A 20,521-nucleotide genomic window follows, 5' to 3' on the forward strand; every position below is an offset into this window, starting at 1 on the left:
CGAGAGGAGCGCACGATGAAGGTCCTGCTGATCGGAGCTAACGGCACACTCGGCAGCGCGGTGCACGAGGCGCTGCGGGCGCGCGGCCACGAGATCGTCACGGCGTCCCGGAAGGGCTCGGAGGTCTCGGTCGACATCACCGACCCCGAGTCGGTCCGCACGATGTACGAGAAGGCGGGCAGGGTCGACGCCGTGGCCAACACCGCGGGATGGGTGCCCTGGAAGCCGCTCACCGAGCTGGGCTCCGAGGACGTGATGGCCGGTCTGCGCGGGAAGGCGTTCAGCCAGGTCGAGCTGGTCCGGCAGGGCACCGCGTCCGCCGCGGAGGACGCCTCGTTCACGCTGATCACAGGAGTGCTCACGCGCGACCCGGTGCGCACGGGCTCGATGGCCTCGCTGGCCAACGGCGCGATCGAGTCGTTCGTGCGCGCCGCCGCCATCGAGCTGCCGCACCGGCAGCGGATCAACGTGGTCAGCCCGACCGTCTTCACCGAGTCGATGCCCGTCTACGGGGAGATCTTCGCCGGTTTCGAACCCGTTCCGGTGGCCGCGGCGGCGCGGGCGTACGTGCGCTCGATCGAGGGTCACCAGACGGGCCAGGTGTACGTGGTCCAGTGACGCTCGGACGGGCTCGGCGGTTACCAGTGGTTGATATGCAGCACCTCGTCGAGTGGTGCGCGCGGGGCGGGCTGGAACGTGTCGCCCGTGTAGTAGGCGGTCGGCAACAGGACGCCCTGGCGTACGTCCTCCGGGAGTCCGAGCAGATCGGACACTTCGCGTTCGTAGCCGAGGTGCAGTGTCGTCCAGGCCGTGCCGAGCCCGCGGGCGCGCGCGGCGAGCATGTAGCTCCACGCGGCGGGCAGCAGCGATCCCCACAAGCTTGCCTGCGAGCCCTCAGGCAGCTTTCCCGTGGGCAGCTTGATGCATCCGAGCACCAGCACCGGGACCTCGCCCATGTGCTCGGCCAGGTGGCGTGAGCTGTCGCTGACCCGCCGCTGCACCTCGGCGCGCTCCGGGTCGTCCGCGTAGAGCGAGGCGGCCGACGAACCCGAGTTGTAGTACGACTCCAGCGAGCGCCGGTAGTACGCGGCGATCTGCTCGCGGATCTCGGGCTCGGTGATGACGATCCAGTGCCAGCCCTGCCGGTTGCTGCCGCTCGGGGCCTGCAGCGCGATCTCCAGGCATTCCCGGACGAGCTCCAGCGGGACGGGCCGGGTGAGGTCGAGGCGTTTGCGCACCGTGCGCGTCGTGGTCAGGAGTTCGTCCGTACTGAGTGGTCGCGTCGTCGTCATGATCCTTATCGTTGCACCCCGCAGTCCGGTTTCCGATCGGAAACCGGGCCTCCTCATAGCGTCCGGGCAACGGCCGGCGTCCGGATCGGCCGGGACGAAGTGGGGTGTATCGGCATGAGCAAGGTAGTGATTTTCGGCGCGGGTGGCCGGGCCGGGAAGGCGGCCGTGGCGGAGGCTCGGCGGCGTGATCACCAGGTCACCGCGGTCGTGCGGGATCCCGCCGCGCACGGGGAACTAGCCGCGGACGGTGTCATGGTCGTCGCGGGTGACGTCACCGATACGGCGGACGTCGCGAAGGCGTCGGTCGGCCACGACGCCGTGATCGCGAGCGTCGCCGACTTGAGTGCCTCGCCGAGTGAGTTCTACACCGGTGCCGTCCGGGCCCTCGGTGCCGGACTGGCCGACGCCGGGGTGAGCCGGCTGGTGTTCGTGGGGCTGGCCTCGTTGTTGGTGGGCCAGTCCGGCGTCCCGCTCATGGACGAGCCCGGCTACCCGCAGGAGTACCGGGAGTTCCTCCTCGGGCATGCGGCCGGTCTCGCGGCACTGGCGGACACGGGGCTCGACTGGCTCTACATCAGCCCGGCCGGAGATTTCGACCACGGCGGCGGGCGCACCGGGTCCTACCGGATCGCCGAACACGGTGACGCCGAGAGCCGGCTGACCTACCCCGACTTCGCCATCGCCCTGCTGGACGAGATCGACAGCCCCGCGCACAGCCGTGTACATCTCGGCATCACGGCGTAAGCCGCTCCACAGCCCCTGTTGATGGTGTGCGAACACCTCGTTCACCTGCAGTTCCGGCGCTTCGCGGGCTGCCTGCGGCAAGGATCGCCGCGAGGTCGTCGGGAACGGGCATCACCGTCATCAGGCCGACGCGTGTGCGGCCGGTGTTGCCTTCGGGGGCACGGCCCATCAGGGAGCCGGGGCCGCCGACAAGAAGCCTGATGACCTGGCCCCAGGCCTCCCTCCGGTCACGGCATTTCAGCGCCAGTACGAACATGTGCCAGTGGGCGCGCGTGTGCGGCCACGCCCACGACTGGGACAGGATGTGCGCGCGTTCGAGCGCCGTCCACATCGTGTCCAGGTCGGTGGCCGTACGGGCCTGGCGCAGCTCGGCCTCGAAGGCGGCGCGGACGGCAGGCGGCATGGGGGAGGGCATGACGACTCCTCGGGATCGACGCCGGATGGGTCACCACCAGCCTCGCTCTCCCCTTGCCGGCGACGCTTGAACGAACCTGCTACCCGGTGGCGCGGACGAACTCGGATGGGGCGATGCCGAACATCCGGCGGCAGATCCTGCTGAGGTGAGCACCGTCGGCGAAGCCCGCACCGTGTGCGGCCTCGGTGACCGACGCACCCGCGGCCACCAACTCCGCCGCCCGTTGCAGGCGAAGCCACTGAACGTACGGCCGGATCGGCAACCCGACCTCTTCACGGAACAGATGTGCCAGCCGGCTCTCCGAGAGGTTGACCGCCCGCGCCAGCTCGCCCAGCCGGATCGGGGGACCGTCGAGCCGTCCGGGCAGTGTCCGCAACGTCTGCCGCACGGCCGGATGGTGAACCTCGATCTGCCGTGCGGTGGGGAGCGCGTCGATGAGTTCCTCGGCCGAGCCGAGAATCTCGCCCGCCTGCCCCCAGCCCGCCACCGCGTCGTCGGGATCGGGCAACTGGCCGAGCTCGCGTCCCTGCGCCGACTCCGGATCCAGATGCACCATCAAGGCCTCGGCCACGCCGCCGACGACCTCGTGCGGAACGCCCGGCGGGATGACGGCGGCCTGGCACCCGAGACGTTCACCGGCCGCGTCGCCCAGGACGATCTCGTCCCGCCGCGCGATGAACACCTGCACCGAGTGATGAGCGTGCAGCGTGGCGGTGCCGACCGTCCCCGTGTAGACGAGCAGTCCCGGGCGCACGGTGGCGACGCCGTTCCAGACGTTCGCAGGACCCCGGCCGCCGCCGCTCATCCGGCCAGGCTAGCCGCCCTGAGTGCGGTTATGAACGTATGGCGGGGACGGTCTATCTCATCACCGGTATCCAGGCGGCCGGGAAGTCCACGGTGGCGCAGGCCGGGCGCAGCAGCCGCAGCCGCAGCAGCCGCAGCAGCCGCAGCGGCCGGGTCAGTCGGGGAGGCGGGTGGGGCAGCCGGGCTCGCAGCGTTCGGAGTGCCGGGCGACACGGCGGGCGAACGAGGCCAGCATGCGGCTGAGGAAGAGGCGGATCACCGGGCCGCTGCCGGGGATCACCGGCTCGAACCTGGCCTTCCATCGGATGACGGTGTTGAGGCCCTGCGGCTCCAGCGTGACGTCGGAGCGGTACTCGCGGACGGGCATCCCCGTCAGGATGACGTAGGCGTAGTGCCGGGGCGGGTCGTACGCCACGACCTCCTCGCGCGCCGGCGGAATCTTGCGGATGGCGCCGACCCCGTTGGGCGTCTCGTCGCCCGCGCGCTCCCGCCGGGCCCTGGTCGGGAAGTTGCCCCACTCGCCCCACGCCTCGGCGACGGCGAGATGCTTGAAGATCACCTCGGCGGAGGCGCTGGAGGTGGCGGTGGTCTCGATCTCGTACGGCATGCCGGCTCCCGGTTCTGGATCAGCGTCTCACAGCGCGAACACCGAAGTGAGCAGGCGCTCCTGGAACCGCTCCACGTCGCTGCCGACCATGACCTTGACCGGGCGGCGCTCGTCCCGGGCGGGGGCGGTGCGGGCGTCCCAGATCGTCGCGCCGCGGGTGAGTTCGCCGCGCAGCTCCACCCGGACCGGGCGCTCCACGTACGTCCCGAGATCTGGCTCGGCGATGAGCATGGCGGCGAGCGCGTCGTGGATGACGCAGCCGCGGCGCTTCAGGATCGGGGCGTACGAGTCGATGTAGAACTCGAGGATCTGGCTGGCGAACCGGGCGGGCGCGGAGTCGTGCGCGGCGAGCCGGTCCAGCCAGGGTGCCTCCACCGCGGTCGGGTGCGTCGCGTCCAGCGGCACGAGCACCACCGGCCAGTCGGCCGCGAAGACGAGCTCGGCCGCCTCCGGGTCGTGCCAGATGTTCGCCTCGGCGTGCGTGGTGATGTTGCCCGGGTGGTCGAACGCGCCCCCCATGATGACGACCTCGCGAAGCAGCGACGGCAACTCGGGGTCGAGCAGCAGTGCGGCGCCCAGATTGGTCAGCGGGCCCGTCGCCAGCAGGGTCAGCTCGCCGGGCTGCTCCCGGGCCAGCCGGACGATCTGCGCGGGGGCGGCCTCGGCGGTCGGCTCGCCGCGGGGTGCGGGCTGGCCGGTGTCGCCCAGGCCGTCGGAGCCGTGGAAGTCCAGCGCGTAGTGCACGTCCTGGGCCATCGGGCGCGGGGCGCCGATCGCCACCGGGACCCCGTCCACCCCCGCCAGCTCCAGCACCCGCAGGGTGTTGAGCGCGCCGGACCGGGGGTCGATGTTGCCGTGCACGGTGCCCACCGCGACCAGCTCCGCCTCGCCCGCCCTCACCAGCGAGGCCAGATAGAGCAGCGTCATGGCGTCGTCGATGCCGGTGTCGCAGTCAAAAAGGATCTTGGGCATGCGGGGACCCTCCGGGCAGTGGTGATCGTCGCCGTGGAGGTTATCCGCTCCCCATGACGACCCGCGCACTGGTCAGGCGGTACTGGTCAGGCGGTACTGGTCAGGCGGTGTCGATGACCTGGAAGACCTCGGCCAGCCGCCCTTCGGGGAACCCTGCGGCCTGCGCGTTCGCCGACATCCAGCCGCGCAGCATCTGCTCCAGGCCGTCCTCGCCCATGTGCGCGGTCTGGCTGGCGTGGGCCTTGAGCGCGGCGAGCTTGCGGTCGAACACGTCGGTGACGTCCACGTGATGGTTGGGCATGGGCCCGCCGACGAGCCAGACCTCGGGCGCCGTCCACGCCGCCAGGCCCTCGTCGGCCAGCAGCTCCGGGAAGGCGTAGGGGTTGCGCGCGTCGGGGTAGACCGCGTCGAGCGCGGCCGAGCCGACCGCCCGGTGATCGGGGTGGCTCGGATAGATGCGCTCGTAGTTGCGCTCGGGGCTCGGCATGACCACCCGGTCCGGCCGGACCTGGCGGATCACCCGCGCGATGTCGCGGCGCAGCGCCAGCGTCGCCTCCACCCGGCCGTCGGGATAGCCGAGGAACCGCACGTCCTCCACGCCCACGCACTTGGCGGCGGCGCGCTGCTCGTCGCGGCGCAGCGTGGCCATCTCCGTCCGCGTGACGGCGTCGTCGAAGCCGCCCGCGTCGCCATCGGTGACCATGAGGTAGACGACCTCGATGCCCTGATCTGTCCAGCCCGCCACCGTCCCGGCGGCGCCGAAGTCGACATCGTCGGGATGGGCCATCACCACGAGGATCCGCCGCACGTCGTTAGTCACGATTTCAACTGTATGGCCTCCCTACCGGTTTTCGAATCGGAGGGTGCCCCGGGTGACCTCTGTGCCGCTGTCACTGTTCCTGTGACGGATTGGGCCTGGGACACGCGTCACGAGCAGGGTAGAGCTGAGACATGCGGAAACTCATCAACGCCCCGGCGGACGTCGTCGTCGACGCGCTGCGCGGTCTGGCCGCGGCCCATCCGTCCCTGCGAGTCGATCTCGAGAACCGGATCGTCGTCCGGGGTGACGCGCCGCGCGCCGGGAAGGTGGGCCTGGTGTCGGGCGGCGGCTCCGGCCACGAACCCCTGCACGGCGGCTTCGTCGGGTACGGGATGCTCGACGCCGCGGCGCCGGGAGAGGTCTTCACAAGCCCGGTGCCCGACCAGATCCTCGCCGCGACAACGGCGGTGAGCAGCGGCGCAGGCGTCCTGCACATCGTCAAGAACTACACAGGTGACGTCCTCAACTTCAGGATGGCCGCTGAACTCGCCGAGGACGAGGACATCGGCGTGGCGTCGGTTCTGGTGAACGACGACGTCGCCGTGGAGGACAGCACGTTCACCGCGGGCCGGCGCGGCACCGGCGCCACGCTGTTCGTCGAGAAGATCGCCGGAGCGCTGGCGGAGGAGGGTGGCGCGCTCGACGCGGTCGCGGACGTGGCGCGGGAGGTCAACGAGCGCAGCCGGTCGTTCGGGGTGGCACTGTCGCCCTGCACGGTGCCGGCCGCGGGGGAGCCGACGTTCGAACTGGGCGAGGACGAGATCGAGCTGGGCATCGGCATCCACGGCGAACCAGGGCGGGAACGGGCCAAAGCCGCCACCGCGGTCGAGATCGTGGACGCGGCGTTGTCGGCGATCGACGCGGACATGCCGCTGTCGGGCGCCGAGGTCCTCGTGCTGGTGAACGGGATGGGCGGGACCCCGCTGATCGAGCAGTACGTGGCGTACGCGGCGGCCGCCGACTGGCTGGCCGACCACGGCGCGATCGTCGCCCGCACGCTCGTCGGCCCGTACGTCACGAGCCTGGAGATGGCCGGCTGCATGGTGTCGGTGTGCCGGCTCACGCCCGAGCTGACCAGGCTCTGGGACGCCCCGGTCGAGACCCCGGGGCTGCGGTGGGGCCGGTGAACGGGGCGGCGCTGGCGGACTTCGTCCGCCGGGCGGCCGAGGTGGTCACGGCCGATGCCGACCGGCTGACCCGGCTGGACGCCGCGATCGGCGACGGCGACCACGGCCTCAACCTGAGCCGGGGTTTCGCCGCCGCCGTCGAGGCCCTGCCGGTGGGGGCGCCGCCGGGCAAGGTCCTCATCGCGGCCGGCCGGGCGATCGTGTCGAAGACCGGCGGCGCCTCCGGCCCCTTGTACGGGACGGCGCTTCGTCAGGCGGGCAAGGCGCTGGGCGACGCGGAGGAAGTCGACGCCGCGCTGCTTGGGGCGGCGTTGCGTTCGGCTCTGGACGCTGTGCAGGAGCTGGGCCAGGCCGCCGAGGGCGACAAGACGATGGTGGACGCGCTCATTCCGGCGGTCGCGGCCTACCAGGCGGCACTGGGGCGGAGCGAGTCCCTGGCGGAGTGCGCGCGGGCCGCCGCCGAGGGCGCCACGGAAGGCGCTGAGGCGACCGTTCCGATGAAGGCACGGAAGGGCCGGGCCAGCTATCTCGGCGAACGCAGCGTCGGTCACCTCGACCCGGGCGCCGCGTCCACCGTGCTGGTTCTGCACGCGCTGGCCGACGTCGCCGCCGGGGAAGGGGGCTGACCTTGGTCGGGCTTGTGATCATCTCGCACAGCCGGGTACTGGCGGAGGGCGTCGCCGAGGTCGCGCGGGCCATGGGCGTCGGCAAGGCGGTGGTCGAGTGCGCGGGCGGCGACACCGGCGGCGGGCTCGGGACGAGCATGGATCTCGTCGAACGGGCCGTCCGGGCCGTCCGGGCTGCGGACGGCGGCGGCGATGGCGTGGTGCTGCTCGCGGACCTGGGCAGCTCGGTGCTGACCGCCAAGATGTACGCCGAGGACGCGGACGGCGAGGTCGTGCTCGCCGACGCGCCACTGGTCGAGGGGGCGGTCGCGGCGGCGTCCATGGCCGCCACGGGCGCCGGGCTGGACGCCGTGGTCGCGGCGGCCGAGTCGGCCCGCGATCTCCGGAAGACCTGACAGGCTAGAGGCCGGACGGGCTAGAGGCCGGACGGGCTCGGGGGCTTGTTGTGAGGCTTGCCCTCGGGCGGCTCCCCGGGCTCGCCCGGGCCGCGGAGCAGCACGGTGAGCGGGCCGTCGACGGCGTCGGGATGCGTGCCCACGACCTCGAAGACCCGCTGGTCGCCGCCCACGTCGCCGACGGTCACGCGGTACGCGGGCAGGTCGGCGCCGATCTCGCCGGGCTCACCGCTCTCCTCGGCGGCGGCGAGCGCGTCCACCGCCTCGCGGACCTTGTCGGCCTGGTCCTTCGGCAGCTCGTCGGTGTCGTACAGGGCGACCATCACCTGGTCGCCCGCGAAGCCGCCGGTGCTCTCGATCTTCACGCGCATGAGTTCGCCTCCCTGGGAACCGCCCGCCGGGCCGTCCGCCCGATGCCGTCCGCCCGGTGCGCCGTCCGGTGCCGTCCCCCCGGGTCGTCGTGCCCGCCATTGGACACGACGACCGGGTTTCAGGGAGATCCTTTTCTACTTGTTGAACGCCCTCCGGAGTTCTTCCAGCTCGCCGCGGAGGATGTCGTCGTTGTCGAGCGATCCGCGCTGGCCCAGCTTCTCGGCGTCGATCGCCGCGTACTCCGGCATCTGCATCGTGCCGCAGCAGCGCGAACGGTCCTGCTCGGCGCGCAGGCTCGCCGAGTGCTCGTCGGCCGCCCCGACCTCGGTGACGTCCTGGCCGTTGCCGGTGTAGTCGGCGTCGGTCATGTTGATCCGGCCGCTCATGAGGTCGGTCAGCGGCGTCGGCGAGGTCGTGATCTCGCGGACCGCGAACCGGTTGCGGATGAACGTGCGGTAGTTGGCCGGGTCACCCTGGCTGCTGGAGATCTGCAACATCTTGTTGGCGACGTCCACGTACGTGGCGCCGGCCGCGGGCGCGGCGACGATCGCGTCGAACAGCAGCTTGGCGAGCTTGCCGGCGACCTCGATGAGGACCAGTGTCGGGTCCTTGGTCCGGCGCTGCCGGTTGCGCTCGAACACGAAGATGTCGGCCAGCACGTCGTAGATCGCGCCGGTGAACACCTGCGAGATCGCGTGCACCTCGTTGCTGACGTCGCTCAGCTTGAAGTCGTTGTCGGCGTTGCGCAGACCGTAGTCCTTGCCCAGTGCCTTGCCGAACTCCTCGGCCACGGCGGGCAGGAACGACTTGTCGTGCAGGTTGGCGCGGGTGAGCGCCACGAGCGCCTCGGCCTGGTCCGGCTGCGCCAGCGCCAGGAAGATGGCAGTGAGGTCGCCGAACGCCTCGTGCAGGCCGCCGGTCTGTGGCGGGTTGCCCGCCCCCAGCCAGCCGGGCTTGAGCCCGTCGAGGACGGCGTGCCCGCACTCGTGCGCGGTGATGTCCAGCGACCGGCAGGTGAAGACCTCGGCCTGCGGCGGCTGGCCCTGCGGCACGAAGTGCAGGAACTTCAGGACCTTGGCGGTGCGGCTGTAGAACGCGTTGGCGCCGACCCCGGCCCGCGGGTGGACGGTGATCTTGTCGGTGTTGCCGCCGACGTTCCACGCGAACGGGATGGCGTTGCCGCCGTTGTGCCGCTCCCACATCGAGAGCGTCTGCCGTACGACCGCGAAGGTGTGCGCGCAGTCGAACTCGGGGGTGTTGGGCTGGAAGACGAAGTCGCCATTGATGTTGCGCGCCACCGGAGTGACCCCCTGGAGGAGGGTCGTGATGCGCGCGTCGGTCGGGCCGTTCAGCACGATCGTGGGGATGAACGCCGCGCGGATGCCGAGCGCCGTGACGGTCGGGTCCTGCTTGTAAACGAGGATGCGGTGGCCGGCCACGACGGGCACCGGAATCGGTACCGGACGCGGAACCGGCTGGGGCGTCGGCGGGGCCGCCGCGCCTTCGACGCGCAGCTGGGCCGGGATCATTTCGATCCGCGACTCGGGGACCTCCAGTCCCTGGGCGCGCCTCTGGAGTTCTTGCTGGCGTTGGAGTTCCTGCTGGTGGATCATCGTCGTTCCACCTTCCCGTCACTTGACGTGGGCCCCTGCTGGCCCAGCGCGGTCGAGGGCGGGCATGGCAATGCCTGGCCGGACGTGTCCGGCGGACGTATTCGTCGCCACGGGTGGGGTGAGGTCCGGGGCCAAGTGCTCGCCGCCCTGCGCGGACTACGCTCCGCCCGTCAGGTAGGTCAGTCAAGGCCTGGCAAATCCCCGTAGGCCCTTTGTCCAGTTTCGGACTGTTGATCAGACATTGCGGTGTGTATGCACCGATCCATCGTCGCCGTGGTGCCAGAGAAGGCCAGAGAAGGGGGGCCGACCTCGTGGCGGGGCGTGTTTGTCGGCGCTGGGCTCTACACTCGCTCGTGATGTCGAAGACCGAAACTCACCCCCTGCTTGAGGGCCTCAACCCGCAGCAGCGGGCCGCCGTGGTGCACGCCGGTGGCCCGCTACTGATCGTCGCCGGTGCCGGCTCGGGCAAGACCCGCGTGCTCACGCACCGCATCGCCTATCTGCTGGGCGAGCGCGACGTGCATCCCGGCCAGATCCTGGCGATCACCTTCACCAACAAGGCCGCGGCCGAGATGAAGGAGCGCGTCGACGCGCTGGTCGGGCCGCGGTCCAGAGCCATGTGGGTGATGACCTTCCACTCGGCGTGCGTGCGCATCCTGCGCCGCGAGGCCAAGCGGCTGGGCTTCCCGACGAGTTTCTCGATCTACGACCAGGCGGACGCGCAGCGGCTGATGGCCCTGGTCTGCCGCGAGCTCGACCTCGATCCCAAGCGCTACCCGCCCAAGTCGTTCTCCGCGCAGGTGAGCAACCTCAAGAACGAGCTCATCGACTACGAGACCTACAAGGCCCGGGCGTCCACCCATATGGAGCAGACGCTCGCCGAGGCCTACGAGATGTACCAGGCCCGGCTGCAGCAGGCCGGCGCGATGGACTTCGACGACCTGATCATGCTGACGGTCAATCTGCTGCAGATCTTCCCGGAGGCCGCCGAGCACTACCGCCGCCGCTTCCGCCACGTCCTCGTCGACGAATACCAGGACACCAACCACGCGCAGTACGAGCTGGTCCGCGAGCTGACGGCACCCGTCGAGGGCGTCGGCGCGGCCGAGCTGTGCGTGGTGGGTGACGCCGACCAGTCGATCTACGCGTTCCGCGGCGCGACGATCCGCAACATCCTGGAGTTCGAGCGCGACTACCCCGAGGCGACCTCGATCCTCCTGGAGCAGAACTACCGCTCCACCCAGACGATCCTGTCGGCCGCCAACGCGGTCATCGAGCGCAATGCCGACCGCAAGCCCAAGAAGCTCTGGTCCGACCAGGGCGAGGGCCACAAGATCACCGGCTATGTGGCCGACAACGAGCACGACGAGGCGGCGTTCGTCGCCCAGGAGGTCGACAAGCTCACCGACTCCGGTACCGCCAGGCCCGGCGACGTCGCGATCTTCTACCGGACCAACGCGCAGTCCCGTGTCTTCGAAGAGGTCTTCATCCGCGTCGGCCTCCCCTACAAGGTCGTCGGCGGCGTCCGCTTCTACGAGCGCAAGGAGGTCCGCGACCTGCTGGCCTACCTCCGCGTCCTCGGCAACCCCGAAGACACCGTCAGCCTCCGCCGCATCCTCAACGTGCCCAAGCGCGGCATCGGCGACCGCGCCGAGGCCTGCGTCGAGGCCTACGCCTCCCGTGAGCGCATCTCGTTCTGGCAGGCCCTGCGCCGCCCCGAGGACGTGCCGGGCATGGCCACCCGTTCGATCAACGCGGTCCGCGAGTTCGTCGCGCTCCTCGACGAGCTGGGCGCGGCCGTCGAGTCGGCCACCCCCGCCGAGCTGGTCGAGCAGATCCTGGTCAAGAGCGGCTACCTGGCCGAGCTCCAGGCATCCAAGGACCCGCAGGACGAGACCCGCATCGAAAACCTCCAGGAGTTCGAGGCCGTCGCCCGCGAGTTCGAGGAGCGCCTCGACGGTGAGTCCGCCGAGGGCCGCCTCGTCGACTTCCTGGAGCAGGTGGCCCTGGTCGCCGACGCCGACTCCATCCCCGGCGGCGCCAAGAGCGCCCCTGTCCCCCCGGGCGAGCAGCCCGAGGAGACCGAGCAGGGCGTCGTCACCCTGATGACCCTGCACACCGCCAAGGGCCTGGAGTTCCCCGTCGTCTTCCTCACCGGCATGGAAGACGGCGTCTTCCCGCACTTGCGCGCCATGAGCAACCCCAAGGAGCTCGAAGAGGAACGCCGCCTGGCCTACGTCGGCATCACCCGGGCCCGCCAGCGCCTCTACGTCTCCCGCGCCGCCATGCGCAGTTCCTGGGGTGCCCCCCAGGTCAACCCGCCCTCCCGGTTCCTCGGCGAGGTCCCCACGACCCTCCTCGACTGGGAGCGCGAGGCCTCGTCCTCGTCCTCCCCGGCGATGTCCCGCATGGCGGCCCGCCGCGGCGTCCAGTCACCGGGCAACCGCGCGGTCCCCAGCCTCGCCCCCGGTGACAAGGTCACCCACGACGCGTTCGGCCTGGGCACGGTCGTCACCGTCGACGGCGCCGGCGACAAGGCCGCCGCCAGCGTCGACTTCGGCGGCGAATACGGCGTCAAACGCCTGATCCTCCGCTACGCCCCCGTCGAAAAGCTCTAGAAGCCAGAAAAGCTCTAGACCGTGATGGCCAGCTTGCCCACGGTGCCTTCGGTGAACGCCGTGAGGGCAGGTGCGGCGTCGGCCAGCGGGTAGGTGCCGGCGATCGGGACGCGCAGCCGTCCGGCGATGACGTCGTCGGCGAGGCGGGTGAGCGTGGTGCTGTTCGGGTCGGCCATCACCGTGGTGGCCTTGATGCCGGACCTGGCGGGGCTGAAGTGCACGGTGGACGTGAACCGGCCGTCCTGAACGAGCAGGCCCGCCACGGCTTCGCCGTCGCCCGCGAGGTGCAGCGCCGAATGCACGCCGTCGGGGGCCACGGCTCGTACCTGCATGGCCAGCTCGTCGGGATTCACGGTGTGGGTGGCACCGAGCGCGGTGACGAAGGCGGCCTCGGCGCCGGGCCGGGCAGTGGCGAGGACGGTGGCACCGCGAGCCGTGGCGAGCTGGATCGCGTACGCGCCGACGCCGCCCGTCGCGCCCGAGATGAGCACCGTCTCGCCAGGAGCCGGGGCGATGGCGTCGACCGCGTTGAGCGCAGCCGTTCCGGCCAGCCCGAGGGCTCCGGCTCGCGTGTGGTCGAGCCCCGGCGGCAAGGGGGCGAGACCGTGCGCCTCGTTCACCGCGACGTATTCGGCGAAGCCGCCCTGGCCGAGCGTCGGCCGCATCACCACGCCGAACACGGCGTCCCCCACGGCGACGCTGGTGACCCCGTCACCGATGGCTGCGACCACGCCGGCGAAGTCCTTGCCCACGACCACCGGGAAGTCGTACTCGTACATGCCCTTGAGGAATCCGCCGAGCGCACCGAGATCGAACCCGTTCACCGACGAGGCCCGCACCTGGACAAGCACCTCACCCGCCGCGGGTTCGGGGGTGGGCAGATCGGTGATCACGGGCGCCGCCCCGAAATCGCTGTATGCCAATGCACGCATCTGTTTACTCCGTTTCTGTAGTGGCCTGCTGCCAGGACGCTCGAAGGACTGCCACGGCGACGGCGAGCTCCGCCTCGTCACGGGGGGCGTAGAGCATCACGATCGTGTCGGGCCATGCGGCGCGGAGGCTGATCGGATGCCGCTCGGCCCATCCGCCCTCGGCCAGCTCTGCCATGAGCGGCGGCGGGACCGTCACGTGCATGAACCCCGCCCGGTGGATATGGCCGAACTCGTCGCGGCTAGGGTGCAGGAACGCCTCCCACGGCCCGCGCGGCTCATGCAGCCGCAGGGCCAGCGAGGAGGGCTCCGATACCTGGCTGGGGCCGGTGAAGACGCCCGGCAGCGACGCTGCCTCCTTGACCAGAGCGGCCCGGATGGCGGGCGGGGAGAACTGGTCGAGCTGGTCATGCGGGACCTCGAGTCCCGTGGTGACCGGGCGTGGCCCAGATCTGGTCGGTAGATCGAACATCAACCGCACTTTCTGTGCGTTGGTTACTTCTTGTGTGCGCCTGAAGTGTGGTCGACAATGCAGGGATGGTGGAAGAAGGCACTTTGTCCCGCGTACCGCACACCGATGTGCGTGCGCCGGTCGGCGCGGACAGTCCGACCTGCCAGCTGCGTGACGTCCTCGACCGGGTCGGCGACAAATGGAGCGTGCTGGTCATGGCGCTGCTCGGCCACGGGTCCCGGCGTTACTCCGAGCTCCAGCGCGGGATCGACGGCATCTCCCAGCGCATGCTGACGCTGACGTTGCGGAGCCTGGAGCGTGACGGCCTCATCATCCGCACCGTCACGCCGACCTCGCCGCCCCGCGTCGACTATGCGCTGACCGAGGTCGGCGAGACCCTCTCCGGGGAGGTCGGCTCGCTCATCCGCTGGGCGGAGGAGCACCGCGAGTACGTCGCGACGTCCCGGCTCCGGTACGACGAGGAAAGCCGATGACCGCATCGCGATGCACCCCGGCCGGCTGAACGGATAACCGGGTGCGCGGGGGTCGGGACTTTGCCATGATCCGGCCCATGGAGACTGTGATCCACAACCCGGCCGACGGCATCTACCCCGCGACCGGCGACTATGTGCACGCCATCGAGGTCCGGGACGCCCGGCGGACGTTGTACGTGTCAGGGACGATGGGGCTCGACGCCGCCGGGGCGGCCGGGGCCACGTTCGCCGAGCAGCTGGATCTGGTCTGGTCGAACCTGCGGACGATCCTCGCCTCGGCCGGCATGACCGTCGACAACATCGTCCGCATCACCAGCTACCTGCGCGACGCCTCCCACGCCGAGGCCAACGCCGCGGCGCGGATGGAGGCGCTGGGCGGCCGCGCCGTGCCGGTCACCGGCATCGTGGTCGGCCATCTCGCCGACGACTGGCTGGTCGAACTGGAAGTGATCGCCGCAGCCTAGGCGAGAGCGGCGAGCGCGTCCTCGCGGGTGAGATCGGCGCCCTGGCGGAAGGCCTTCTCGTACGCGGCGTCGCCCAGCCGTTCGCGCACGGCGGCCATGATCCGCGCGATGTCGGGGTCGCCGCGGTCGAGGGCACCGCGCACGCGGACCGCGGTGCCGAGGAGCGTCGCCGCGCGCTCCGGCTCGTCTTCCGCGAGGGCGAGCTCCGCCAGGACGTGTGCGGCGGTGGCCAGGCTCGGCATGTCCGACGAACGGACGGTGCGTTCGACTGCGTCCTTGAGGTGGCCGCGAGCCGCGTCAAGGTCACCTTGCCTGATCTCGACGCCGGCGAGGCCGGCCATGATGGACGGCGCAAGCCCCTCGGCGGAGGAGTCGCCCATCGCGATGGCGAGGGCCTCCTCGTAGCGGCTCCGCGCCTCGTCGAGGTCGGCCGCCAGCTTGCCGAGACCGCACGTGACCCACGCGAGGGCCTTGGGGCTGCCGGTGCGTTCGGCCAGATCGAGCGCGCGGGTGAACTCGGCGAACGCACCTTCACGGTCGCCCGCACGGAGCAGCTCGTGACCGATCTGGCCGACGAGCTCGGGCACGTTGGTGATGGTGCCGAGCGCCTCCAGATGGGCCAGCGCCTCGCGGTAGGCCGCGGCGGCGCGTACGGGGTCGCCGTCAAGCGAGTACAGCGGGCCGAGTGCCTGTGCGCTCAGGAACAACCCCCAGCGGTCACCGAGCCGTTCGAACGTGGCGTGCGCCGTGGCCAGATCCGCGCGTGCCGCCGTCGCATCGCCATTGATGTCGCTCACGAGACCGCGGAACATCAGCGCCGTCGCCTGGCTCCACGGGTCGCCCTCCGCCAGCAGGGGCTCCAGCTCGCGGTGGACGCCGTCGACGTCCTGCGCGAGCATCGCGGCGATCGGCTCCAGAAGAGCCAGGAGCGGATGGCGGCCGACCTCTGCGTCCGGGAGATGCGCACGCGCCGCGGCCACCGCCTGCTCGCCCGTCGCCACGTCGCCCGTGAAGACACCCGTGACCATGGCATGGACGGTCGCCACGATCGCCCGTTCTGTTGGGAGTTCGTCGCCTGCCAGGCCGAGCACGCCGTTCACCACGGCGGTGTCGTAGCGGGCGCCCTGCAGGATCCAGTACCAGACGAGCGCGGCACAGAGCCGGATCGCCACCTCGCTGTCCCCGCCGTCGAGCGCCCGGCGCAGCGCGGCCAGCAGATTGGGGTGCTCGGTCCGCAGCACGGCCAGCGTGCGCACCTGCTCGCCGGTCCGCAGGCGTGGCTCGGCGTCCTCAGCCAGCGCCAGGTAGTACCGCGCGTGCGAGGTCTGGAGCGCCTTGGTCTCGCCCGCGGCGGTGACCCGATCGACTCCGTACGCGCGGAGGGTCTCCAGCATCCGGTAACGCATCTCGCCGGTCGCCGTCTCGAACGCCTCCAGCAGCGACTTCTCCGTGAGCGCGGCGACGACGTCGAGGACCTGATCGCGGGGAAGCCCCTCGCCAGAGCAGACCTCCTCCACCGCGCCGAGGCTCGCACCGCCGACGAACACCGAGAACCGCCGCGCCAGGAGCCGTTCCGGCTCGTCCAGCATGCCCCAGCTCCACTCGACCACCGCACGCAGCGTCTGGTGGCGGGGCGGTGCCGTGCGGCTGCCACCGGTCAGCAGCCGGAAGCGGTCGTCCAGTCGCTGTGCGATCTGGGCAGGGCTCAGAATCCTGAGCCGCGCGGCCGCCAGCTCGATCGCCAGCGGCATGCCGTCCAGGCTCCGGCAGATCTCCACCACCGGCGCGACGTTGCCGGCGGTCACCGTGAACCCCGGGCGCACGCTCGCCGCCCGGTCCGCGAAGAGCTGGACCGCCGGAAATACAAGAGCCTCTCCAGCAGACGCTTCGGGCTCAGGCAGGCCGAGCGGCGGGATTGCATACTGCCGTTCGCCCGCGATCCCGAGCGGCTCACGGCTGGTGGCGAGAATCCGCAAGCCAGGACAGTCTGCCAGCAGCCGCTCAGCCACCGCCGCCGCCGCGTCGATGATCTGCTCGCAGTTGTCCAGCACCAGTAGCCCGTGCCGGTGCCTGAGCGCCTCGGCCAGCGTGGCGAACGCGTCGAGGCCCTGGTCGCGGATGCCGAGCGTCACCAGGACGGTCTGCACAAGATCCGTCGAGTCGGCGACCGGCTCCAGCTCGACGAACCAGGCGTCGCCCTCCACGAGCTCGAGGGCCAGCCGAGTCTTGCCCGCGCCCCCGGAACCGACGATGGTCACCAGCCGGGCCTCCTCCAGCAGCCCGCGGAGAGCACGGAGCTCGCCGTCGCGCCCGACGAACGTCGTCAGCGGCGCAGCAGCGTGGTGCCGCCGCGTCTCCGGCTTCAGCTCGGGCGCCTGCCGGAGCACCGCCACATGGATCTCGGCCAGCTCCGCGGACGGATCGATGCCCAGTTCCTCATCGAGCGCGCCCCGCACGCGCTCGTAAACGGCCAGCGCGTCCGACTGCCGGCCTGTCGCGTACAGCACCTTCATCAGCTGGCCCTGCAGCCGCTCCCGCAGCGGATGCGCCGCCGCGAGCCGTTCGACCTCGCTGACCATCTCCGCGTGCCGGCCCAGCGCGAGCTCCGCCTCGATCCGGTCCTCGGCCGCGAGCACCCGCAGGTCGTCCAGCCGGGCCGAGGCCGTGCCCGCGAACGGCGCGTCCCCCAACCCGACCAGCGCGGATCCACGCCAAAGCCCCTCAGCCTCCCGCAACACCCGCGCCGCCGACTCGAAGTCTCCGCCGTCCAGACTGCGGCGCCCCGCCTTCGCCAGCCGTTCGAACTCCAGCGCGTCGACGTCCTGGACCACAAGCCGGTACCCGCCCGGCTCGGACCGGACGGCGTCACTCCCCAGCACCCCGCGCAGCCGCGAGACCAGCCGCTGCAGAGCGTTCAACGCCCCACGCGGAGGCTCCTCGCCCCACAGGTCGTCGATCAGCAATTCGGCGGACACGGGATGCCCGGCGTCCAACGAGAGCCGCGCCACCAACGCGCGCACGCGAGCCCCGCCGACCTCAGCAGGCAAGCCGCCATCATCGACTACTTCAAGTGGCCCCAGAACCCTGATCCGCACGCCGCCCAGTCTCCCAGCTCGAAACGAGGGGAAAGGTTGTGAGGGATTGGAGGAGGTTGTTCAGGAGGGTTGTTTGGCGGGCTGGCGGGAAGCGGTCGGGGTCGAAGAGGGCTTGGATGACGATGCCGTGGGTGAACGCGGCGACGGTTGTGGTCACTTCGTCGATGTCCGTGTCGGGTGGGAGGTCGCCGTCGTTGCGGGCGGCTTCCACGTGGGGGCGCAGGCGGCTGCGCCAGGCCTCGTAGCGGTCCTTCTCGCGGACGCCGAGCTCCGGATCGGCCAGGGAGCCGTCCCACGAGCTGACCCAGACGCGATTCATCGCCGCGGCCTCGGGTGTGAGGGGGAGAACTTCCAGCAGGGCGGTGCGGAGACCCTCCAAACCTGGCTTCGGGGTGGGTTGCCGGGGGCGGGTGGCGGTGCGTTCGTCGGCCACGTCCAGGGCGTACGCGATCAGGGCCTTCTTGCTGGGGAAATAGTGCGTCAGCAGGCCGGTTGAGGCGTTCATCTCGGCGGCCACGGCGCGCAAGGTCAGGCCACCGAAGCCGCGTTCGGCCAGGACGCGCCAGACGGCTTCGGACACGTCGCGGCGGCGGGCATCGTGATCTCCGCGTGCGGGCATGGGTACCATGGTACGTAACGAACGTTTGGTATGCACCTGGGAGGTCCCGTGTTCGCACATGTGCTGGGGGAGAATGCCGAGCTCAGGCCGCTGGAGCCGTGGCACTCCGAGGAGTTCGCCGGGCATGTCGAGCTGGTGCGTGATGATCTCCTGCCATGGATCCCGTTCGCCCGGATGGTCGTGGACGTGGAGTCCGCGCGGGCCTTCCTGCAGAGCTACGCCGATCGGCAGGCAGCCGACGGGGGCCGGATCTACGGCATCTGGGTGGACGGCGTGCTGGCGGGCGGCGTGCTCTTCCGTGTCTTCGACGCGGCGATCGGGGTGTGCGAGGTCGGTGTCTGGCTGGGCACCGGGGCCCGCGGCCGGGGGCTGGTCACGAAGGCGGTCCGGCACATGGTCGATTGGGCGATGAACGTGCGGGGCATGGCGCGGGTGGAGTGGCGGTGCGATCCGGAGAACGCCAACAGCCGCGCCGCGGCCAAGCGCATCGGCTTCACGCACGAGGCGACCTTGCGCGGCTCGTGGGTCATCGAAGGCGAACGGCGCGACGAGGAGATCTGGGTCCTCCTGAAGGACTTGTGATGTTGCCCTGCGCGCCGGTCAGGAGGCGGCGGCGCGCATGGCGGGAGTCAGCATGAGGTGCAGGTGATCGGCCATCGCGCGGCCGAAGGCTGGGTCGTTGATGTCGGTGTCCATCTCGACGATCTCGACGGGGGAGCCCGCTAGGCCGTCGCGTACGGCGTCGAAGAGAACGGCGTCGAGAGCGGGGTCGTGGTACGGGCCGCCGGGAGAGCCGAGCGTGGAGAGCCCGCGGAGCGGGATGAAGAGAGCCGTCGGACCGACTGCGGGGCGGAGCTTGGCGGCGACCGTCCGGCCGAGTTCGGCGCACTCGTCGGCGTTGGTGCGGATGAGCGTGACCGAGGGGTTGTGCGCATGAACGTGGCGGTGCCGGAAACGTTCGGGGACCTCCGGGCCGAACTTGACCATGTCGAGGGCGCCCAGGCTGACCACCTGGGGGATGCCGAGACGGCCCGCCGTCTCCAGGCGGTCAGGTCCGGCCACCCCGACGCCGCCGACGAGCGCGTTCGAGAGCTCCAGCAGGGTCGGGTCGAGGACGGCGGTGAGCATGCCGCCCGCGGTCATGGCTTCGAGGGAACGGCCGCCGGGACCGGTGGTGTGGAAGACCAGCACCTCGTACCCGAGCACGCTCAGGAGCTCGCGCGCCGCGTTCACGCCCGGTGTGGTGACGCCCGCCATCGTCGCGCCGATGACGGCGCGGCCGCCGGGCGGCGCCGGCGTCCCGGCGGCGAACCCGGTGGCCATCCCGGCGATCGCGTCGGCGGCGTTGGCCAGGACGCGCACCGAGATGCGGTTGATGCCCGCGATGTCGACGACGCTGTACATCATCGTGAGGTCGGTGCCGCCGATGTACGTGGAGACGTCACCCGAGGTCATGCTGGAGACCATCAGCTTGGGCACGCCGACCGGCAACGCCCGCATCGCGTTCGTGGAGATCGCTGAGTTGCCGCTGCCGCCGACCGAGAGCACGCCGTGCACGCGGCCCTCGCGATGCAGCCGTGCCACCACCGCGGCGGCGCCGCGCGCCATCGCCGTCACCGCGACGCCGCGGTCGCCCTGGGCGCGCAGCGCGGCCAGGCTGGTGCCGGCGGCGCGGGCGACCTCGTCCCTGGACACGTCGGGTTGGACCCAAGGCGGGTCGAGGACGCCGGTGTCGACGAGCACCACCTCCATCCCGAGCCCGTTCAGCCGTTCTCGCAACCATTCATATTCAAGTCCTTTGGTATCAAGCGTCCCGATGAGCACTACAAAAGGCATATTTTGACTGTTTGCGTGCTTTATTCGGTGAACAATCTCCAGCGGCGCCCCAGTTTTCTGACGCAAGGGGATTTAGGACTAACCCGGACAGCAAGTGTGAAGCCGCGAAGAGTATGAGAACCGGGCGAAGATCGCGCCGGGCGGGCTCCAGGAGTGCCACGTCCGACCATGATTTAGCTCCTTACCCCCGGCGCCCCCTCGCAGGTCGGGCGCGTGATCATGCTTCTG

At 70.8% G+C, this 20,521-nt stretch carries 22 protein-coding genes; 9 read left to right on the forward strand and 13 right to left on the reverse strand.

Annotation, left to right across the window (positions count from 1 at the left end; genetic code table 11):
- Window positions 1–15: 15 nt before the first annotated feature.
- Entirely contained in the window at window positions 16–618 is a 603-nt protein-coding gene (locus tag ACH34W_RS19690) for a short chain dehydrogenase (protein WP_395962362.1), read from the forward strand.
- A gap of 20 nt (window positions 619–638) precedes the next feature.
- Here the strand turns inward: ACH34W_RS19690 and ACH34W_RS19695 are convergent, their stop codons facing one another.
- Entirely contained in the window at window positions 639–1,292 is a 654-nt protein-coding gene (locus ACH34W_RS19695) for a nitroreductase family protein (protein WP_395962363.1), read from the reverse strand.
- A 114-nt stretch (window positions 1,293–1,406) separates the two neighbouring features.
- Between ACH34W_RS19695 and ACH34W_RS19700 the strand changes: the two genes are divergently transcribed.
- Entirely contained in the window at window positions 1,407–2,036 is a 630-nt protein-coding gene (locus ACH34W_RS19700) for an NAD(P)-dependent oxidoreductase (protein WP_395962364.1), read from the forward strand.
- Here the strand turns inward: ACH34W_RS19700 and ACH34W_RS19705 are convergent.
- From ACH34W_RS19705 to ACH34W_RS19725, 5 genes are all read right to left on the reverse strand, one after another.
- The gene (locus ACH34W_RS19705) at window positions 2,026–2,451 is read right to left on the reverse strand and encodes a DUF3703 domain-containing protein (RefSeq protein WP_395962365.1); all 426 of its coding nucleotides are present in this window, start codon (window positions 2,449–2,451) and stop codon (window positions 2,026–2,028) included. The two genes, ACH34W_RS19700 and ACH34W_RS19705, sit on opposite strands and share 11 nt — an antisense overlap.
- Window positions 2,452–2,530: 79 nt before the next feature.
- On the reverse strand, window positions 2,531–3,256 hold the full coding sequence (locus ACH34W_RS19710; protein WP_395962366.1) for a helix-turn-helix transcriptional regulator: 726 nt from the start codon (window positions 3,254–3,256) through the stop codon (window positions 2,531–2,533).
- A 153-nt stretch (window positions 3,257–3,409) separates the two neighbouring features.
- Window positions 3,410–3,862: an SRPBCC family protein gene (locus ACH34W_RS19715; protein WP_395962367.1), complete on the reverse strand. Its 453-nt coding sequence runs from the start codon at window positions 3,860–3,862 to the stop codon at window positions 3,410–3,412.
- Window positions 3,863–3,889: 27 nt separating this feature from the next.
- Window positions 3,890–4,834, reverse strand: a complete 945-nt coding sequence (locus tag ACH34W_RS19720) for a nucleoside hydrolase (RefSeq protein WP_395962368.1) — start codon at window positions 4,832–4,834, stop codon at window positions 3,890–3,892.
- Window positions 4,835–4,934: 100 nt separating this feature from the next.
- A complete protein-coding gene (locus ACH34W_RS19725; RefSeq protein WP_395962369.1) occupies window positions 4,935–5,654 on the reverse strand; it encodes a PIG-L deacetylase family protein in 720 nt (239 codons plus the stop codon).
- Between the two features lie 131 nt (window positions 5,655–5,785).
- On the opposite strand from ACH34W_RS19725, the gene dhaK reads away from it, so the two are divergent.
- The 3 genes from dhaK to ACH34W_RS19740 are packed head-to-tail and all read left to right on the forward strand — an operon-like array spanning window position 5,786 to window position 7,802.
- Window positions 5,786–6,781 carry a dihydroxyacetone kinase subunit DhaK gene (gene dhaK, locus ACH34W_RS19730; protein WP_395962370.1) on the forward strand — a complete coding sequence of 332 codons (996 nt, stop codon included), beginning with the start codon at window positions 5,786–5,788 and terminating at the stop codon, window positions 6,779–6,781.
- Window positions 6,778–7,407 carry a dihydroxyacetone kinase subunit DhaL gene (gene dhaL, locus ACH34W_RS19735; RefSeq protein ID WP_395962371.1) on the forward strand — a complete coding sequence of 210 codons (630 nt, stop codon included), beginning with the start codon at window positions 6,778–6,780 and terminating at the stop codon, window positions 7,405–7,407. The genes dhaK and dhaL overlap by 4 nt, the downstream gene beginning before the upstream one ends.
- 2 nt (window positions 7,408–7,409) lie before the next feature.
- Window positions 7,410–7,802: a PTS-dependent dihydroxyacetone kinase phosphotransferase subunit DhaM gene (locus ACH34W_RS19740; RefSeq protein WP_395962372.1), complete on the forward strand. Its 393-nt coding sequence runs from the start codon at window positions 7,410–7,412 to the stop codon at window positions 7,800–7,802.
- 20 nt (window positions 7,803–7,822) lie between these two features.
- Here the strand turns inward: ACH34W_RS19740 and ACH34W_RS19745 are convergent, their stop codons facing one another.
- Both ACH34W_RS19745 and ACH34W_RS19750 read right to left on the reverse strand, forming a co-directional pair.
- On the reverse strand, window positions 7,823–8,173 hold the full coding sequence (locus tag ACH34W_RS19745) for a protealysin inhibitor emfourin (RefSeq protein WP_395962373.1): 351 nt from the start codon (window positions 8,171–8,173) through the stop codon (window positions 7,823–7,825).
- A 135-nt stretch (window positions 8,174–8,308) separates the two neighbouring features.
- Entirely contained in the window at window positions 8,309–9,787 is a 1,479-nt protein-coding gene (locus tag ACH34W_RS19750; protein ID WP_395962374.1) for a hypothetical protein, read from the reverse strand.
- Between the two features lie 356 nt (window positions 9,788–10,143).
- Here ACH34W_RS19750 and pcrA point away from each other — a divergent pair, with 356 nt between their 5' ends.
- Window positions 10,144–12,405, forward strand: a complete 2,262-nt coding sequence (gene pcrA, locus ACH34W_RS19755; protein ID WP_395962375.1) for a DNA helicase PcrA — start codon at window positions 10,144–10,146, stop codon at window positions 12,403–12,405.
- A gap of 14 nt (window positions 12,406–12,419) precedes the next feature.
- Here pcrA and ACH34W_RS19760 read toward each other — a convergent pair whose 3' ends face one another.
- Both ACH34W_RS19760 and ACH34W_RS19765 read right to left on the reverse strand, forming a co-directional pair.
- Window positions 12,420–13,337: an NADP-dependent oxidoreductase gene (locus ACH34W_RS19760; protein ID WP_395962376.1), complete on the reverse strand. Its 918-nt coding sequence runs from the start codon at window positions 13,335–13,337 to the stop codon at window positions 12,420–12,422.
- Window positions 13,338–13,341: 4 nt separating this feature from the next.
- Window positions 13,342–13,806 (reverse strand): luciferase family protein, encoded by a 465-nt coding sequence (locus ACH34W_RS19765; RefSeq protein ID WP_395962377.1) that lies wholly within the window; start codon window positions 13,804–13,806, stop codon window positions 13,342–13,344.
- 65 nt (window positions 13,807–13,871) lie between these two features.
- On the opposite strand from ACH34W_RS19765, the gene ACH34W_RS19770 reads away from it, so the two are divergent.
- Together ACH34W_RS19770 and ACH34W_RS19775 are read left to right on the forward strand one after the other, a co-directional pair.
- Window positions 13,872–14,279, forward strand: coding sequence for a winged helix-turn-helix transcriptional regulator (locus ACH34W_RS19770; protein ID WP_395962378.1), 408 nt, complete (start codon window positions 13,872–13,874; stop codon window positions 14,277–14,279).
- 77 nt (window positions 14,280–14,356) lie between these two features.
- Complete coding sequence (locus tag ACH34W_RS19775; RefSeq protein WP_395962379.1) at window positions 14,357–14,743, forward strand: RidA family protein; 387 nt, start codon at window positions 14,357–14,359, stop codon at window positions 14,741–14,743.
- Here ACH34W_RS19775 and ACH34W_RS19780 read toward each other — a convergent pair.
- Window positions 14,740–17,790, reverse strand: coding sequence for a BTAD domain-containing putative transcriptional regulator (locus tag ACH34W_RS19780; RefSeq protein ID WP_395962380.1), 3,051 nt, complete (start codon window positions 17,788–17,790; stop codon window positions 14,740–14,742). The two genes, ACH34W_RS19775 and ACH34W_RS19780, sit on opposite strands and share 4 nt — an antisense overlap.
- Before the next feature lie 19 nt (window positions 17,791–17,809).
- On the reverse strand, window positions 17,810–18,457 hold the full coding sequence (locus ACH34W_RS19785) for a TetR/AcrR family transcriptional regulator (RefSeq protein WP_395962381.1): 648 nt from the start codon (window positions 18,455–18,457) through the stop codon (window positions 17,810–17,812).
- Window positions 18,458–18,505: 48 nt separating this feature from the next.
- Here ACH34W_RS19785 and ACH34W_RS19790 point away from each other — a divergent pair, with 48 nt between their 5' ends.
- Complete coding sequence (locus ACH34W_RS19790) at window positions 18,506–19,039, forward strand: GNAT family N-acetyltransferase (RefSeq protein WP_395962382.1); 534 nt, start codon at window positions 18,506–18,508, stop codon at window positions 19,037–19,039.
- An 18-nt stretch (window positions 19,040–19,057) separates the two neighbouring features.
- Here the strand turns inward: ACH34W_RS19790 and ACH34W_RS19795 are convergent, their stop codons facing one another.
- Window positions 19,058–20,293, reverse strand: a complete 1,236-nt coding sequence (locus ACH34W_RS19795; RefSeq protein WP_395962383.1) for a Tm-1-like ATP-binding domain-containing protein — start codon at window positions 20,291–20,293, stop codon at window positions 19,058–19,060.
- Between the last annotated feature and the right edge of the window lie 228 nt (window positions 20,294–20,521).

Origin of the sequence: Actinomadura sp. 6N118 (assembly GCF_044326415.1) — a bacterium.
Classification (GTDB): Bacteria; Actinomycetota; Actinomycetes; order Streptosporangiales; family Streptosporangiaceae; genus Spirillospora.